This is a genomic window from Streptomyces sp. NPDC001770 (genome assembly GCF_053596135.1).
Genome location: NZ_JBSFFN010000008.1, coordinates 37,487 through 54,540 on the forward strand (window position 1 = coordinate 37,487; position 17,054 = coordinate 54,540).

The window sequence follows — 17,054 nt, forward strand, 5'->3', positions numbered from 1 at the left end:
TGTCACTACAGCGTGTTGCCGACATGTGACATTCTGCTGGAACCGCGTTTGCCGCAGCCTCCCCTCCGGTATTCAGGTGGAGGCTGCGTTCCTCCGATGGTCGCGGCCACCGCGACCGTCCGCGACCTCAAGGGGGTGGCATGTCCGTAGACCAGGGCAGCTCGAAGGTGCTCACGCTCACGAAGAGCGCGCCCGCGCCTGCCGTGCTCACCAGCTCGTCGGAAGCCATCGACACCCGTACGCTGTCCCGCTCCCTGTTCCTGCGGCTCGCCGCACTCGGTCCCGAGGGAACGGACAGCCCGGAGCGGGCCTACGTACGCGACACACTCATCGAGCTCAACCTCCCGCTGGTGCGGTACGCGGCGGCGCGGTTCCGCAGCCGCAACGAACCGATGGAGGACATCGTCCAGGTCGGCACCATCGGCCTGATCAAGGCGATCGACCGGTTCGACTGCGAACGGGGGGTGGAGTTCCCGACGTTCGCCATGCCGACCGTCGTGGGCGAGATCAAGCGGTTCTTCCGTGACACCTCGTGGTCCGTGCGGGTCCCCCGCCGGCTCCAGGAGCTGCGCCTGGCGCTCACCAAGACCAGCGACGAACTGGCGCAGCGGCTCGACCGCTCGCCGACCGTCCCCGAGCTGGCCAAGGCGCTCGGTGTCTCCGAGGAGGACGTCGTCGACGGGCTCGCCGTCGGCAACGCCTACACCGCCTCCTCGCTCGACTCCCCGTCCCCCGAGGACGACGGCGGCGAGGGCTCCCTCGCGGACCGCCTGGGGTACGAGGACACCGCGCTGGAGGGGGTCGAGTACCGCGAGTCCCTGAAGCCGCTGCTGGCCAAGCTCGCGCCCCGCGAGCGGCAGATCATCATGCTGCGGTTCTTCGCCAACATGACCCAGTCGCAGATCGGCGAGGAGGTCGGCATCTCGCAGATGCACGTCTCCCGCCTGCTGACCCGTACGCTCGCGCAGCTGCGCGAGGGGCTCATCACGGACTGACGGGTCGCGGCCGCCGGGGAGACGCGTTCACACGCCCCCGGCGGTATCCCCAGAGCCCGGGCCGCGCCCGGACGTCCCCGGGTCGCGCCCCGGTACGTCCGGCCGGTCCGGTTCCCAGCGCCGTGACACACCTGTGCGGTGTGCCGTGTGCCGTTCCCCGTGTGCCGCGTGCCGTGCTCCGGCGCCCGGAAACGCGTCGGCGGCCCCCGCAGGACGGAGGCCGCCGCGTGGCCGGACGGTGCCGCGGGTCAGCCGAGGGCGAGCCAGGCGACCGCGGCGAGGACGACGACGACCGCGACGACGGCCACGATCACCCCGGTCTTCGGACCACCGGACGGGGCGGCCTGCTGCGGCCGGCGCTGCGGCTCTCCGTCGTCGACGAAGGCGCGGAACATCTGCGTGCTGCCTGCCGGGTCGTCATTGCCCGCGGGGCCCTGCTGAGGGGCGTGGGGGTTGTGTGCCATGGGCCAGGACCCTAGCGAACTCGGGCCTTCCGCCCAACCCCCGGGGGACGGGCGGGCGCCGGTTCGTACGGACATTCCCCTCATCTCCACAACACCGCACGCCGTCAACATGAGCACATAGAGGGACTCACCCTGTGGTGTGAGACACACAGTTGACCCACTGGAGCCACACGCTGCGGCTTTGACCGGGAGCCTACGGAGCCTTTTGGGTTCCTTTACTTATGCAAGCCTCATTTCGTTTGCCTGCAGCAACCAACGGCTTCTATGGTTGCCCTAAGCAACAAGATGCAGAGCAGAAGTCTGGGGGTGCCCCGTGGCCGCACGGAGTCAGTACGAGGAACTGGCCCGGCACCTCAGCGCCATAGGGGTCGTGAAACGCGGTCTCTCCCGCGCTCTGCCGGCCGACTGCCCCGGCGGCTCGGCCGCGGTGCTCGCGCTTCTCGGCCAGCACGGCGAGATGCGTATCAGCCGGCTCGCCGAGCTGCTCTCCGTGGACATGTCCGTGACCAGCCGGCACGTCGCCCACGTGGCGGAACGCGGCTGGATAGAGCGGTTTCCCGACCCTGCGGACAAGCGCTCCCGCATCTTGCGGCTGACCTCCTCCGGACATGACGTGCTCGTCGACCTCAGTCGTCGGAGCACGGAAGTGTTCGCACACAACCTCGCGGACTGGTCCGACGACGAAGTCGGACAACTCGTCACGTTGCTGGCACGGCTCTGCGGCAGCTTCGCCGCCCGCACGCCCAGTGCGTGCACCCCCGGACGGCACACCGACGACTGTCGCGCGCGGCTCACCGGACCCAGCGTCCCGAAGGGTTCCGACCCGGACGAGAAGCCCGCGGAAGGGCTCGCTCCGGTCGCCGACGACCCGACGGACACCCGTACACCTCTGTAACAGAAGCAAAGCAAAGGACATTCATGGCTACGACCACACCAACCGGTGTGCGGGGCGGCCACGCCAAGCACGGGGGCGCAGAAGCTCCCGCCGGCACGCCGATGACTCACCGGCAGATCATGGAGGCCCTGACCGGGCTCCTGCTCGGCATGTTCGTCGCGATCCTGTCGTCGACGGTCGTCTCGAACGCCCTTCCCCACATCATCTCCGACCTCGGCGGCGGCCAGAGCGCCTACACCTGGGTGGTCACGGCCTCCCTGCTGGCGATGACCGCGACCACCCCGATCTGGGGCAAGCTCTCGGACCTCTTCTCCAAGAAGCTGCTCGTCCAGATAGCCCTGATCATCTACGTGCTGGGCTCGTGTGCGGCCGGTCTCTCGACCAGCTCCGGGATGCTCATCGTCTTCCGTGTGGTGCAGGGCATCGGCGTCGGCGGTCTCTCCGCCCTCGCCCAGGTCGTGCTCGCCGCGATGATCTCCCCGCGTGAGCGCGGCCGGTACAGCGGTTACCTCGGCGCCGTCTTCGCCGTCGCCACCGTGGGCGGTCCGCTGCTCGGCGGTGTCATCACCGACACCAGCTGGATGGGCTGGCGCTGGTGCTTCTACGTGGGTGTGCCGTTCGCGATCATCGCCCTCTTCGTGCTCCAGAAGACCCTGAAGCTCCCGGTCGTCAAGCGTGACGTCAAGGTCGACTGGACCGGCGCGTTCTTCATCAGCGCGGGCGTCTCGCTGCTGCTGCTCTGGGTGACCTTCGCCGGCGACAAGTACGCCTGGGGTTCCTGGCAGACCGTCGTGATGCTGCTGGGCGTCGTGGTCCTCATCGCCGCGTTCGTCTTCACCGAGTCGAAGGCCCGCGAGCCGATCATCCCGCTGCGGCTCTTCCGCAACCGGACGATCACCCTCGCCTCGGTGGCCTCGCTCTTCGTCGGTGTCGCGATGTTCGCGGGCACCGTCTTCTTCAGCCAGTACTTCCAGCTGGCGCGCGGCAAGTCGCCGACGATGTCCGGCGTCATGACGATCCCGATGATCGCGGGTCTCTTCCTCTCCTCGACCATCTCCGGCCAGGTCATCACCCGCACCGGCCGCTGGAAGTACTGGCTCGTCTCCGGTGGCGTCCTGGTCACCGCGGGTCTCGGCCTGCTGGGCACGATCCGGTACGACACGACGTACTGGCACGTCGCGATCTTCATGTTCCTCGTCGGTGCCGGTGTCGGCATGATGATGCAGAACCTGGTCCTCGCCGCGCAGAACCAGGTCGCTCCCCAGGACCTCGGTGCGGCCAGCTCCGTGGTCACGTTCTTCCGTTCGCTCGGTGGCGCCATCGGCGTCTCGGCGCTCGGTGCCGTCATGGCCAACCGCGTCACCCACTACGTGACGGACGGCCTCTCGGACCTCGGTGTCAAGAGCACCGGCGGTACCGGCGGCGGCATCCCGGACCTGGCGACGCTGCCGGCTCCGATGCGCGCGGTCGTCGAGTCCGCGTACGGCCACGGCGTCGGTGACGTCTTCCTGTTCGCCGCCCCGTGCGCGCTGCTCGCCTTCCTCTTCGCGATCTTCATCAAGGAGGTCGCGCTGCGGACGAACACCGGCAGCGATGCCGCCGCGGCTCCGGCCGACGCCATCCCGGCCGCAGCCGTCGCCGCTCCCGCGGACGCCGCCCCGGCCGCCCCGGCCGAGACCGTCGCCGCTCCGGTGGCCTCCGCTCCGGCGGTCACCACGACCGTGACGCCCGTCATCGAGGGCACCCCGGTGCGCGGTGTGGTGCGCGGCGCGGACAACGCCCCGGTCGCCCGGGCCGCGGTCACGCTGATCTCGCTCGGCGGCCGTCAGCTGGGCCGTTCGGTGGCCCAGGAGGACGGTTCGTACGTCCTCGACGCCCCCGGCAACGGCAGCTACGTGCTGATCGCGTCCGCCGACGGCTGCCAGCCGCAGGCGTCCACGATCGTCGTCGGCGACGAGCCGCTCGCGTTCGACATCCTGCTCTCCGGCACCAGCGGACTGGCCGGTACGGTCCGCGCCGCCGAGGCCGGCACCCCGATCCAGGGCGCCATGGTCATCGTGACCGACGTGCGCGGCGACGTGCTCGCCACCGGCATCTCCGGCGAGACCGGCGACTTCACCTTCGGCGAGCTGGTCCCCGGACCGGTGACGCTCGCGGTGAACGCGGCGGGTTACCGCCCGCTGGCCCTCCCGGTGGAGATCGCCGGCACGGGTGTCACCCGGGTCGAGGCCGCCCTCCAGGCAGGCGCTCTGGTCCAGGGCACGGTGCGCGCCGGTTCCGCGGGCAACGCCCTCCCGGACGCCCGCGTCACCCTGATCGACGCGGCGGGCAATGTCGTCGCCACCTCCACGACCGGTGCGGACGGCGCGTACGCCTTCACCGATCTGGACGCCGGTGAGTACTCCGTCGTCGCCACCGGCTACCCGCCGGTCGCGAGCACCGTGACCGTCGCCGGTCACGGGATCGACGGACACGACATCGAACTCGTCCACCCCGGCGAGTGACCGGGCGATAAGCCCCCTGCCGGGACAGCACTTTCAGCGGAGAGTCTGTCCCGGCCGGTGGAAATGGGCCCCGGTGGCGCGTGCGGCAGGCAGGGGACGGCCTGCCGCCCCGCCGCCGGGGCCCGACTCGTTCCATGAGTCAGCGAGTCAGCGAGTCAGCGAGTCAGCGAGTCAGTGAACAAGGAGAGAGAACGGTATGGGACTTCGCGCACAGGTACGGACGCGGGACGGCTGGGCGGTCCAGCACGCGATCGTCACGGTCACCGACATGACCGGCAACCAGATACTGCGCGCCACCGCCGACGAGGACGGAGCGACCCGCACGGACGAACCGCTGCCCGCCGGCGCGTACACGGTGATCGTGACCGCCGTCGGTTACGCGCCCGCCGCCTCCACCGCCCTCGTCACGGCCAGCGGCCGGATCGAGGCCGGCACCGTGGTCCTGGCCCGCCAGGGCGGCGTGGAACTCCCGCCGCCCGGCGACTGGTCGCTGGACCCCGCGCACAGCTCGGTGGCCGCCTCCGCCCAGCACCTGGGCATCTCCAGCGTGCGCGGCCGGTTCACCGAGTTCAGCGGCCGGATCGTGATCGCCGAGGACATCGCCCGCTCCCGGGTGGACGCCGTCATCGACGCGGCCAGCATCGACACCGGCAACGGCATGCGCGACAAGCACCTGCGCTCGGCGGACTTCCTCGACGTGGACCGGTTCCCCGAGCTCGCGTACAACTCCAGCGGGCTGACCCCGGCAGGACCGGACCGCTGGACCGTGCACGGCGAGCTGACGATGCGGGGCATCGCCCGCCCCGTCGACCTCGACCTCAGCTACCTCGGCACCGGCCCCGACCCGTGGGGCGGCGTCCGGGCGGCGTTCCGCGCCACGGCCGAGCTGCGCCGCGACGACTTCGCGATGAACTACAACCAGGTCGTGAAGGCGGGCATCTCCGCCATCGGCACGACGCTCCGCGTGGAGCTGGACATCCAGGCGGTGCAGGGGGACTCGCTGCCCTCCTGAGCCGTGCGCGGGTGCGGCCCCTCGGGCCGTACGCGACGGGCCGGTCACCGCGGAAGGTACGCCTTCCGCCGGTGACCGGCCCTCCGTGCGTCCGGGGCGGCCCGGCGGAGGGACGCCGCTTAGGCTGGCCGCATGGCTCCCCACATCGCGACCAACACCACCGCCGACCGCGACGAGTTGCTCGAGTTCGTCCGGCCCCGCCACCGGGCGCTGCTGATCACCGCCCGGTCCGACGGCCGGCCCCAGGCCTCCCCGCTGACCTGCGGGGTCGACGACTCCGGCCGGATCGTCGTCTCCACCTATCCGGAGCGCGCCAAGACCCGCAACGCCAAGCGGAACGACCAGGTCAGCGTGGTCGTCCTCTCCGACGACTGGAACGGCCCCTGGGTGCAGATCGACGGCACCGCCGAGGTGATCGACACCCCCGATTCGGTCGAGCCGCTCGTGGAGTACTTCCGCAACATCTCCGGCGAGCACCCGGACTGGGACGAGTACCGGGCCGCCATGGTCAAACAGGGCAAGTCGATCATCCGGATCACCCCGGAGCGCTGGGGCCCGATCGCCACCGGCGGCTTCCCCGCCCGGCTCGTCACCGGCACCGACGCCTGATCCGCCCGCCCCGTGACCTCCACCGCCACCGACGCCTGAGGACCACCCGGAGTGCTTCCCGTGACCGCCGCCCTGCCCGACCCCGCCCTCCTCGCCCGCGCCCGGCTGCTCACCGCCCCCGACCTCGCACCGGCGGTGCGCGACGGGCTGGCGGAGATCACCGGCCGCCCCTGGGCGGCGTACCCGGAGCCGGTGGACTCCGGCGGGCCGGACGGGGGGCCTGGGCCGGTGGTCTACGTCGGGGCAACGCGACCGGCGGGCCTGCCGGAGGGCGAGCTGCTCTGGTTCCACAGCGTCCTCGCCGGTACGGACGCGCTTCTCGCCCCCGGCCCCTGGCCCGCCGGGGCGCTGCTGACCCGGACGGTCGGCCGGATGGGCGCGCGGATCGCGCAGTACGTCCTCGCCTGGGTGCTCGCCGAGTGCCAGTCCGTACCGGAGTTCGCCGAGATGCACGCGCGCGAGGAGTGGCGGCGCATGCCGTCCGAACTCGCCGCCGGGCAGACCGCCCTGGTCCACGGCACCGGCCGGATCGGCTCGGCGGTGGCCTCGCGCCTGCGCGCCTGCGGGCTGCGTACGGTCGGGGTGGCCCGGTCCGTGCCCGCCGTCCCGCCGCCCGGCTTCGACCGGGTGGTGCCGGCCGGCGGGGAAGGGGAGCGGGAGGCGCTCGGCGAGGCGCGCTGGGTCGTCGCGGCGCTGCCGCTCACCCCCGCCACGGAGAACTACTTCGGGGCGGAGCGCCTCGGGTACGTACGAGGGGCGTCGTTCGTCAACGTGGGGCGCGGGGCGACGGTGGACCTGGCGGCGCTGGGCGAGGCGCTGCGGGCCGGGACCGTACGGCGTGCGGTGCTGGACGTGCTGCCGTCCGAACCGGCCGCGCCCGGTGACCCGTGCTGGCGGCTGCCGCGTACGGTCGTCACCTCGCACTCGGCGGGGATCACGGCGGACGAGGACGTCCTCACCGACTTCGCGGCCTGCTGGGCGCAGTTGCGCGCGGGGCGGCGGCCGGAGCTGACCGTGGACGTGGGTCGCGGCTACTGAAAGCCAAGGGCTGTCCTAGGCGGTGCGGTCCCGCATCACCTCGATGCCCGCGATCAGCAGGTCGAGCGCGAAGGCGAAGTCCCGCTCGCGCATCTCTTCGACGGTGTCGCCGCCGCGCGCGTCCATCAGGTCCTGCGAGACCTCGACGACCTGCTTGAGGCTCGGCTCGGAGCGGTACGCGGCCATCGCCTGCTGGAAGTACTCGTCCTGGCTGACCCCGGCGGCGGCGGAGCGCCTGCGGAGGTCGCCCTCGATGGTGCCGAACCCGTACACGAACTGGAACACCGCGGACAGCGCTCCGGTCCGCTGGTGCAGCCGGAGGCCGGTCGCCCGGATCACCTCCTGCACGGCACGGGTGAAGAGCAGGGAGTGCGGGCCGATGTTGAGGAAGCTCCCGGCGAGCGACGACGCCCATACGTGGCGCACCAGCAACGCCCGGTACTCACGCGCGAGTTCGCGCAGGCGGTCGGCCCAGGGGGCGTCCTCGGGGGGCGGCGTGATCTCTCCGTGGACGGCGTCGAGGGCGAGCTCCAGCAGGTCGTCCTTGGTGTCGACGTACCAGTAGAGGGACATCGCGGTGACGTCGAGTTCGGCGGCCAGGCGGCGCATGGAGAACTTCGCGAGGCCCTCCGCGTCCAGCAGCCGGACCGTCGCGGCGGTGATCCGGTCGCGGTCGAGACCGGCGGGGGACCCCTCCGACCTGCGGGTACGGGAGGACGGGCGGCGGACCAGCCACACGCTGGTCCGTACGGCCGGCGGGGAGGCACCGGCCGCCTCCGCTGCGGGCTCCGGCGCGGGGTCGGCCGCGGACACCATGAACGCACTCTCCTCGTGTACCCGGGGGACGGACCGGGCGGGGCACCGTCACGGATGCCCTGGATGCCCGGAACGATGCTATGCCGCCGAACCGGTGGGCTCCTCCGCCGCGTTCGCCTCCGCTTCCGGCTCCGGCTCCGGGTCCGGCTCCGGGTCCGGCTCCGGCTCCGGGTCCGGGTCTTCCGCGCGTTCGGCCCTCCGCAGCAGGAGGGCCGCGAGCAGCCCGCCGGCCAGCACCGCTGCCGCGCCCGCGAGCTGGCCCCGCTCCAGCCCCGCCGCGAAGGCGTCCGTGACGGCGGCGCGCCCCGGGCCGTCCCCGGCTGCCGCCAGTGCGGCGGGCAGGGAGGCGGCACCGGCGGCGGCGAGGGGAAGCAGGGCGGTGAAGCGGGAGGTGAGGACCGCGCCGAGGACGGCGACCCCGAGGCCGCTGCCGGACTCGGCGAGGGTTCCGTTGACGCCCGCGCCCACCCCCGCACGCTCCGGCGGGATGGCTCCCATGATCGCGGCGGCCATCGCGGGAGCCGCCAGGGCGATCCCCACCCCCATCACGACCAGGCCGAGCAGCATGCCCTCGTACCCGTGCCCGGCGAGCAGCGCCACGGCGACGAGACCGGCCGCCAGCAGGGACATCCCGGCGGCGACCGTGGCGGGCGTGCCCAGCCGGGGGACCAGCCGGGCGCCGAAGCCGGTGAGATTGAGCGCTACCACGGTGAGCGCCAGCGGGGCGGTACGCAGCCCCGCCTCCAACGGGCCGTAACCGAGCACGAACTGGAGGTGCTGGGTGAGCAGGAAGAGCGAGCCGCCCATCCCGAACGCCACCAGCACCGTGCCCGCCACCGCACCGGTGAACGAGCGGTTCCGGAAGAACCTCGGGTCGAGCATCGGGTACGGCACCCGCAGCTCCCAGAGCGCGAACCCGGTCAGCACGGCGAACCCGGCGAACGCGGTGAGCAGCACCCGGGAGGAGCTCCAGCCATGTTCCGGGCCGGAGATGATCGCGTACACCACGGCGCTCATGCCGAGAGTGGAGAGCAACGCGCCCATCAGGTCGGGCCGTTCGCTCGCGGGGTTCTTGAACTCCGGCACGAGCAGGGCCACCGCGATCAGGGCGAGGACGGCGACGGGGAGGTTGACGAGGAAGATCGCGCCCCACCGGAAGTGGCCGAGCAGCACCCCGCCGAGGAGCGGACCGGCCGCGAACCCGAGGGAGTTGACCGTGGCCCAGAGCCCGATCGCGCGGACCCGCTCGGTCGCGTCGAAGACCTGGACCACCACGGCGAGCGTGCTGGTCAGCAGGAGCGCGCCGCCGACGCCCATCTCCGCACGTGCGGCGATGAGTTGGCCGGGGCTTTCGGCGAGGCCCGCCGCCAGGGATCCGAGGCCGAACACGGTGAGCCCCGCGAGCAGCAGCTTCTTGCGGCCGTAGCGGTCGGAGGCGCTGCCGGCGGTGAGGAGCAGGCCGGACTGGACGAGCGAGTAGGCGTTGATCATCCACTGCACCTCGGCGCCGGACGCTCCCAACTCCTCGGTGAGGGAAGGGATCGCGACGTTGAGGACGGTGTTGTCGAGCAGCACGGTGAGCTGGGCGAGGCAGATCACGCCGAGGATCAGCCAGCGCTGGGGGTGCCCGGACGGGCCGGTGGAGGGGGTGGAGGTGTTCGCCGTCATGCGGTCTCCTTGGGCCTCTCGCACCGAACGGTCCCGGCGGTGAGGGGCGGGGGCGGGGCGAGCGACGGGGCGGGGCAGGGCGGGAGAAGCCGAACGCCATACACCGTAAGGCGATTGCTTTACGGTGTACAAGCAACTTTCCGGCACTCGCCCGAACGGGTGAACGGCCGCACGCCCCGATCGAACGAACGTGCAGACGACCGGGCGGGCCGGACGGGCGTCCCCCGCGCGTCCCGGTCGGCGCGGGAGTCTCCCTTCCGGCGGGTGGACCGAGAAGGTGGGACCCATGACGACGGACTTGCGCGCATTCCTGGACCCCTACGTCGAGCGGGGCGCCGTCCCCGGTGCCGTGGCGCTCGTGGCCCGCGGCGACCGGGTGGACGTGGCCGCGTCCGGCGCGACGGACACCGGCGGCACCACGCCGATGGCCCGCGACACCCTCTTCCGGATCGCCTCACTCACCAAACCGGTCGTCGCCGCCGCCACGATGGTGCTGGTCGACGAGGGCCGGCTCACCCCCGGCCAGCCGGTCGGGACCTGGCTGCCGGAGCTGGCCTCCCCCAAGGTCGTACGCACCCCGGACGGTCCGGTCGGGGACGTCGTACCGGCCCGGCGGCCGATCACCGTGTTCGACCTGCTCACCTTCCGCGCCGGGTACGGCTTCCCCTCCGACTTCGCGCTCCCGGCCGTCGCGCCGCTCTTCTCCGAGCTGCACCAGGGCCCGCCGCAGCCGCAGGCGGTGGCGGAGCCGGACACCTGGATGCGGACCCTGTCCCGCATCCCGTTGCTCCGCCAGCCCGGTGAGGCGTGGCTCTACAACACCTGCTCGGACATCCTCGGGGTGCTCATCGCCCGGGTCTCGGGGCGGTCGCTGCCGGAGTTCCTGGCGGAGCGGGTGTTCGGACCGCTCGGGATGAAGGACACCGGGTTCGCCGTTCCGGCGGCGGACCTCGGCCGGTTCACCGGCTATTACCGGGCGCACCCGGACGGCGGGTTCGACCTGGTCGACGCGGCGGACGGGCAGTGGAGCACGCTGCCCGCGTTCCCCTCGGGGGCGGGCGGCCTGGTCTCCACCGCGGACGACTGGCTCGCCTTCGCCCGGATGCTCCTCGCGGGCGGGCTGGCCGGCGACGGCCGGCGGCTGCTGTCGGCCGGTTCGGTGCGGCAGATGCTGACCGACCACCTCACCCCGGCCCAGCGCGAGGCGAGCGGGCTCTTCACGGAGGGGCAGGGCTGGGGCTTCGGCGGGTCGGTCGACGTGGAGACCCGGGACCCGTGGAACGTACGCGGGCGGTACGGCTGGGTCGGCGGCACGGGCACCGCCGGGCACCTCGTCCCCTCCACCGGGCTGGTCACCGTGCTGCTGACCCAGGTCGAACTGGGCGGGCCGAAGCCGCCGGAGCTGATGCGGGACTTCTGGACGTACGCGGCGGGGCTCGGCGCGGCGGAGGACTGAGCGGGGGCCGCGCGCACCCCGGACACGACCGAGGCGGGCCCGGACAGCCGTGGGGCTGCCGGGCCCGCCTGCCCGTGGGGACGGGTGGTCATGAGGTGGTGCCGTTGCCGTGGACCGACGTCAGCTCTTGGGCTGCGTCAGATCGTAGAAGGTGGCGCTCCCGACGGTCACCTCCTTGTAGGTGGACTCGACCCAGGACGAGATCTTCGAGGACGTGCCGCTGTCACCGCCGCCCATGCCCATCCCGCCGCCGATGAAGTAGTGGATCTTCCCGTCGGCCACGTACTTCTTGAACTGGGCCAGGGTCGGGGACGGGTCGCTCCCGTTGAAGCCGCCGACCGCCATCACCGGGTCCTCGGTGGCGAGCTGGTAACTGGCGGAGTTCTGCGAGCCGATGGCCGCGGCGACCCAGGTGTAGTCGTCGGCGTTCTTCTCCAGGAGCTTCCTCGCCGCGTCGGAGACCGTGGCGCCGTTGAGCAGTCCGCCCATGGAGCCGCCGCCCCCTTCGCCCATGCCGCCGCCCGGCATCCCGCCGAAGTTCTGGCCGTTGGTGCCGGTCCGGCCGTTGGTGCCCGGGCCGGGCATCTGGCCCGCCGTACCGTTCGGGGCCGTGCCGTTCGGAGCCGTACCGGTGGGAGGGGTGCCGGTGGGAGGAGTGCCACCGCCGGGGCCCTGGCCGTTCTGGCTCCGACCGTTCTGGCTCTGACCGTTGGCCTGACCGCCGTTGCCCTGGCCGCCGGTCATGCCGCCCGGAGGCCGCATGCCGCCACCGCCACCGCGGGGGCCGCCGCCACCACCCATCGTGCCGGCGCCGGCGGGGCCGGCCGTCACGATGGAGCCCTGGTGTCCGGTGTTCAGCGTGCTCACCGTGTACGCGGCCGGGCCGGCCAGCGACGCGACGATCGCGACCACCGCCACCACGAGCCCGAGCGGCCGGCCCACCCGCCCCGCGAACACCAGCCACACGGCGCTGATCAGGCCGAGGAGCAGCACCGCCCAGCGCAGCCACGGCAGGTAGTCCGGGGTGCGGCCGAGGAGCACGTACGCCCAGACCGCCGTGGTCGCGACGGTGCCGCCGAGCACCGCGCTCGCCCACCAGGCGGCCCGCTCCTCCCAGAGCGCGACGGCACCGATGCCGACGAGCGCCGCGAGGTAGGGGGCGAGGGCCACCGTGTAGTACTGGTGGAAGATGCCGGCCATGAAGCTGAAGACCACCGCGGTCATCAGCAGCGAGCCGCCCCACGCGAGGAACGCGGCCCGGCGCGTGTCGGTGCGCGGCGCCCTGCGGGTGAGCCGGAGCCCGGCCACGAGGAGGATCAGCGCGGCGGGCAGCAGCCACGAGATCTGGCTGCCGATCTCGGAGTTGAACATGCGGCCGATGCCGGTCTCGCCCCAGCCGCCGCCCTGTCCGCCGCCGCCACCGACGCTGCCGGTCTCGTCGCCGCTGATGCGGCCGAGTCCGTTGTAGCCGAAGGTCAGTTCCAGGAAGGAGTTGTTCTGCGAGCCGCCGATGTACGGGCGGGAGGCGGCGGGCCAGAGCTCGACGATCGCCACCCACCAGCCGCCCGCGACGACCATCGTCACGGCGGAGAGGGCGAGTTGACCGAACCGCTTCCGTACGGGGACGGGCGCGACAACCGCGTAGAGCACGGCGAGCGGCGGCAGGATCAGGAACGCCTGGAGGGTCTTCGCCAGGAAGGCGAGGCCGACCGCCACGCCCGCCCACACCAGCCACCTGGTGCGGCCGTTCTCCACCGCGCGGAGCACGCAGTACACGGTGACGGTCATCAGCAGTGCGAGGAGCGCGTCCGGGTTGTTGAAGCGGAACATCAGCGCGGCGACCGGGGTCAGCGCGAACGCGCCCACCGTGAGGAGACCCGCCACCGCGCTGAAGCGGCGGCGCACCGCCGCGTACAGCACCCCGGCGGTGGCGACGCCCATCAGCACCTCGGGCAGCAGGATCGCCCAGGAGCCGAGGCCGAGGATCCGCACCGAGAGCGCCATCGGCCAGAGGGCGGCAGGCGGCTTGTCCACGGTGATCGCGTTGGCCGCGTCCGAGGAGCCGAAGAAGAACGCCTTCCAGCTCTCGCTGCCCGCCTGGACGGCGGCGGAGTAGAAGGAGTTGGCGTACCCGGAGGCGCTCAGGTTCCAGAGGTAGGCGAGCGCGACCACCAGCAGCAGGCCGAGGAAGGCGGGCCGCGCCCAGGACGGATCCTCGGGCCGGCCGCGCCAGATCCGTCCGGCCCGGCCGGTCCCGGCGGAGGGGGCAGCCCGGTGGGTTGCGCCCGGCACGGCGGGCGGCACCGGCGGCGGCGGCGCGGGGTACGCGTCGGGGTGGAGGGAGGCGGTCATCGGGCGTTCCTCAGTTCGTCGTCGGCGTACGGGTCGGTGCCGGGAGCCGTGATCGGAGCCGTACGGGCGCCCACGAACGGGTCGGCGTGCGGGGCGGTACCGAAGGCGTCGAAGGATGCCGGGTGTCCGGCGGAGGCCGGGTGTCCGGCGGGGCGCGCGGTGGACGGGTCGGCGGCGGCCGGCACCGGGGCGGGCCTGTCGCCGCGCCGCTCCGGAAAGACCCAGGCGCGCAGGAGCAGGAAGCGCAGCACGGTCGCCGCCAGGTTGGCCGCGATCAGCACGGCGACCTCCGTGGAGTGCGAGGTGGACGTTGCCGTGGTGCCCAGTGCCGCGAGGGAACCACTGGTGAGCGCGAGGCCGATGGCGAAGACCACGAGCCCCTGCGCCTGGTGGCGGACCGCGCCGCCCCGGCCGCGTACCCCGAAGGTGAGCCGCCGGTTCGCCGCCGTGTTGGCGACGGCGGAGACCAGCAGGGCCCCGGCGTTGGCGAGTTGCGGGCCGACGCCCAGCCGGAAGAGCGAGTAGAGCGCGAGGTAGACGGCGGTCGAGAGCGCCCCGACCACGCAGAACCCGACCAGCTGCCGGGCCAGGCCGCGCGGTACGCCGGGCACCGTGCGGTCCCGGGGGTCGTCGCCGAACGGCCGGGCCAGCCGGTCGAGCGGCAGCGCGCCGACGGCGAGGGCCCGCCCCACCCGCCAGACGCCCTTCAGGTCATCGGTGGCGGTCCGCACGATGTGCACCGTGGAGTCCGGATCGTCGATCCAGTCGACCGGCACCTCGTGGATGCGCAGCCCGGCCCGCTCGGCGAGCACCAGCATCTCGGTGTCGAAGAACCAGCCGGTGTCCTCGACCATCGGCAGCAGCCGTTCGGCCACCTCGCGCCGGATCGCCTTGAACCCGCACTGCGCGTCACTGAACCGGGCGGAGAGCGAGGAGCGCAGGATCAGGTTGTAGGAGCGCGACACGAACTCGCGCTTCGACCCGCGCACCACCCGCGCGCTGCGCGCCAGCCGGGACCCGATCGCCAGGTCCGAGTGGCCGGAGATCAGCGGCGCGACCAGCGGCAGCAGCGCGTTCAGGTCGGTCGAGAGGTCGACGTCCATGTAGGCGAGGACCGGCGCACCGGACCGCGACCACACCGTGCGCAGGGCGCGTCCGCGCCCCTTCTGCTCCAGCCGGTACGCGACCACCTCCGGCAGCAGCGCTTCGAGCCGGGACGCCACCTGCGGGGTGGTGTCGGTGCTCGCGTTGTCCGCGATCGTGATGCGGAAGCGGTAGGGGAAGGTCCGGGTCAGGTGCTCGTGCAGCCGCCGGACACAGGTTTCGAGGTCCTTCTCCTCGTTGTACACGGGCACGACCACGTCGAGTACGAGTACGGGCGCTCCGTGCGCGTCCACCGTCCCGGCCGGGAGATGCTGCCGGGCCGGCAGGGCACTGGTGCCGGCGCTCCAGGGGTTGTCGGTTCGCATGGTCACGACATTCGCGGGCCGCGCTGTCACGACGATGTGCTGCGGCTGTGGCCAGGCTGTGAGTTCGCGAGCTGGCCTGACATCTTGTCACGTGTCCTGCACAGTGCGGGAGTTGACATGAACGGCGGGTGTCCGGGGGCTCTTCGAAAGGGCTTGCGCACCGACTTCCGCACCTGGCCCCGAGCCGCCTTCCCCGCCCGGTTCCGCACAGGCCGGCAGCCGGACGGAGAACACCGTCTCGCCGGGCACCGAGCGCACCACGACCTCCCCTCCGTGCGCGGCCGTGACCGCCTGCACGATGGCGAGCCCCAGCCCGGTGGAACCCGCGTGGCGCGAGCGCGAGGCGTCACCCCGGGCGAACCGCTCGAAGACGTGCGGCAACAGCGCGGCCGGGATCCCCGGCCCGTCGTCCCGTACCTCCAGCGTCACCCAGGGGACACCCGGCGCGGCGGCGCGCACGCGGGCGGTGACGGTGGTGCCGGGCGGGGTGTGGGTGCGCGCGTTGCCGAGCAGGTTGACCAGCACCTGATGGATACGGGTCGCGTCGGCCCGTACCGTCGCCGGGGCGTCCGGCAGCTCCAGCCGCCAGAGGTGACCGCCCTCGGCCGAGCGGGCGCGGTCCGCCGCACGGGCGTCGCTCACCGCGTCCACCACGAGCGGCGAGAGGTCGGTGGGCCGGTGGTCGAGCGGGCGGCCCGCGTCGAGCCGGGCCAGCAGCAGCAGGTCCTCCACCATCCCGGTCATCCGCTCGGCCTCGGACTCGATCCGCCCCAGAGCGTGTTGGGTGTCGGGCCCGATGGACTCGCGCCCGCGCCGGGTCAGTTCGGCGTACCCGCGGATCGAGGCGAGCGGGGTGCGCAGCTCGTGGCTGGCGTCGGCGACGAACTGCCGGACCCGCGTCTCGCTCTCCTGCCGGACGGCCAGGGCCGAACCGACGTGCCCGAGCATCCTGTTGAGCGCGGCGCCGACCTGCCCGACCTCGGTGCGGGGATCGGCCTCCGCCTCGGGGACCCGTACCAGCGGGGCCACCTCACCGCTGTGCAAGGGGAGTTCGGAGACGCGGGTCGCTGTCGCCGCGACCCGGCGCAGCGGGCGCAGCGCCACCCCGACCATGGTGGCGCCCGCGATTCCGGCGGCGATGAGCCCCGCGCCGGTGACGCACACCTCCACCAGGATGAGCGCGGTGATGTCGTTGCTCACCTCCTCGCTCGGGATGCCGACGAGGAAGGTGACACCGCCCTTCGCGGAGGCGGACTCGACGCGGTAGGAGCCGAGTCCGGGGAGTTCGACGTCGTGGGTGGCTGAGTCGCCTGCCGCCCCGGAGGACTCCAGGGCCTTGGACTGGGCAGCGGTCAGCGGCGTGGAGCTGGGCATGGTGTCCTTGCCGAGGTCGGCGAGGACTTTCGAGTCGAGGACCGTTCCGTCCTCCGCGACGACCGCGCCGACCGTACCGATGGGCTGGCCGCCGTTGCCGATGAAGTCGAGCGGACCGCCGCCGCCGGGGCCACCGCCGGGCCCCGGTTCACCGGCCCCGGGGCCGAGCCCGGCCCGGACCGCGACGGAGTCCAGCTGGTCGTCGAGCTTCCCGTACATGTAGCTGTGGAAGGCGATCGCGGTCACCGAACCGATCACCGCCGCGACGACGGCGATGAGCGAGACGGCGGAGACCACCAGCCGGGTCCGCAGCGTCCAGGGCCGGCCGCCCGTCCGGGTGCGGCCGGTACCGCCGCCGGCACCGCGCCGGGTACCCGGCTGCCGACGCGTGCGCCCGCGCAT

The 17,054-nt window shown here is 72.9% G+C and carries 13 protein-coding genes; 7 read left to right on the plus strand and 6 right to left on the minus strand.

Annotated features, from left to right (window positions below; translation table 11 throughout):
- Positions 1-140 precede the first annotated feature (140 nt).
- The gene (locus ACWCSV_RS09705; protein WP_266706395.1) at positions 141-995 is read left to right on the plus strand and encodes an RNA polymerase sigma factor SigF; all 855 of its coding nucleotides are present in this window, start codon (positions 141-143) and stop codon (positions 993-995) included.
- Positions 996-1,243: 248 nt separating this feature from the next.
- Here ACWCSV_RS09705 and ACWCSV_RS09710 read toward each other — a convergent pair whose 3' ends face one another.
- Positions 1,244-1,459, minus strand: a complete 216-nt coding sequence (locus ACWCSV_RS09710; protein WP_266706397.1) for a hypothetical protein — start codon at positions 1,457-1,459, stop codon at positions 1,244-1,246.
- A gap of 313 nt (positions 1,460-1,772) precedes the next feature.
- Between ACWCSV_RS09710 and ACWCSV_RS09715 the strand changes: the two genes are divergently transcribed.
- The 5 genes from ACWCSV_RS09715 to ACWCSV_RS09735 all read left to right on the plus strand — a co-directional run bounded on the left by ACWCSV_RS09715 (position 1,773) and on the right by ACWCSV_RS09735 (position 7,517).
- Positions 1,773-2,354, plus strand: coding sequence for a MarR family winged helix-turn-helix transcriptional regulator (locus tag ACWCSV_RS09715; RefSeq protein WP_451140262.1), 582 nt, complete (start codon positions 1,773-1,775; stop codon positions 2,352-2,354).
- Between the two features lie 23 nt (positions 2,355-2,377).
- Entirely contained in the window at positions 2,378-4,858 is a 2,481-nt protein-coding gene (locus tag ACWCSV_RS09720; protein ID WP_451140264.1) for an MFS transporter, read from the plus strand.
- Between the two features lie 196 nt (positions 4,859-5,054).
- Entirely contained in the window at positions 5,055-5,870 is an 816-nt protein-coding gene (locus ACWCSV_RS09725) for a YceI family protein (protein ID WP_451140266.1), read from the plus strand.
- 132 nt (positions 5,871-6,002) lie between these two features.
- Positions 6,003-6,479, plus strand: coding sequence for a PPOX class F420-dependent oxidoreductase (locus ACWCSV_RS09730; RefSeq protein WP_451140268.1), 477 nt, complete (start codon positions 6,003-6,005; stop codon positions 6,477-6,479).
- A 60-nt stretch (positions 6,480-6,539) separates the two neighbouring features.
- A complete protein-coding gene (locus ACWCSV_RS09735) occupies positions 6,540-7,517 on the plus strand; it encodes an NAD(P)-dependent oxidoreductase (RefSeq protein ID WP_451140509.1) in 978 nt (325 codons plus the stop codon).
- A gap of 15 nt (positions 7,518-7,532) precedes the next feature.
- Here ACWCSV_RS09735 and ACWCSV_RS09740 read toward each other — a convergent pair whose 3' ends face one another.
- A complete protein-coding gene (locus ACWCSV_RS09740) occupies positions 7,533-8,333 on the minus strand; it encodes a TetR/AcrR family transcriptional regulator (protein WP_451140270.1) in 801 nt (266 codons plus the stop codon).
- A gap of 78 nt (positions 8,334-8,411) precedes the next feature.
- On the minus strand, positions 8,412-10,001 hold the full coding sequence (locus ACWCSV_RS09745; RefSeq protein ID WP_451140272.1) for an MFS transporter: 1,590 nt from the start codon (positions 9,999-10,001) through the stop codon (positions 8,412-8,414).
- A 286-nt stretch (positions 10,002-10,287) separates the two neighbouring features.
- Between ACWCSV_RS09745 and ACWCSV_RS09750 the strand changes: the two genes are divergently transcribed.
- Positions 10,288-11,457 carry a serine hydrolase domain-containing protein gene (locus tag ACWCSV_RS09750; RefSeq protein ID WP_451140274.1) on the plus strand — a complete coding sequence of 390 codons (1,170 nt, stop codon included), beginning with the start codon at positions 10,288-10,290 and terminating at the stop codon, positions 11,455-11,457.
- Between the two features lie 120 nt (positions 11,458-11,577).
- Here the strand turns inward: ACWCSV_RS09750 and ACWCSV_RS09755 are convergent, their stop codons facing one another.
- From ACWCSV_RS09755 to ACWCSV_RS09765, 3 genes are all read right to left on the minus strand, one after another.
- A complete protein-coding gene (locus ACWCSV_RS09755; RefSeq protein ID WP_451140276.1) occupies positions 11,578-13,809 on the minus strand; it encodes a glycosyltransferase family 39 protein in 2,232 nt (743 codons plus the stop codon).
- Positions 13,806-15,278, minus strand: coding sequence for a glycosyltransferase (locus tag ACWCSV_RS09760; protein ID WP_451140278.1), 1,473 nt, complete (start codon positions 15,276-15,278; stop codon positions 13,806-13,808). Before ACWCSV_RS09760 ends, ACWCSV_RS09755 begins: the two co-directional genes overlap by 4 nt.
- An 87-nt stretch (positions 15,279-15,365) precedes the next feature.
- A complete protein-coding gene (locus ACWCSV_RS09765; protein ID WP_451140280.1) occupies positions 15,366-17,054 on the minus strand; it encodes a HAMP domain-containing sensor histidine kinase in 1,689 nt (562 codons plus the stop codon).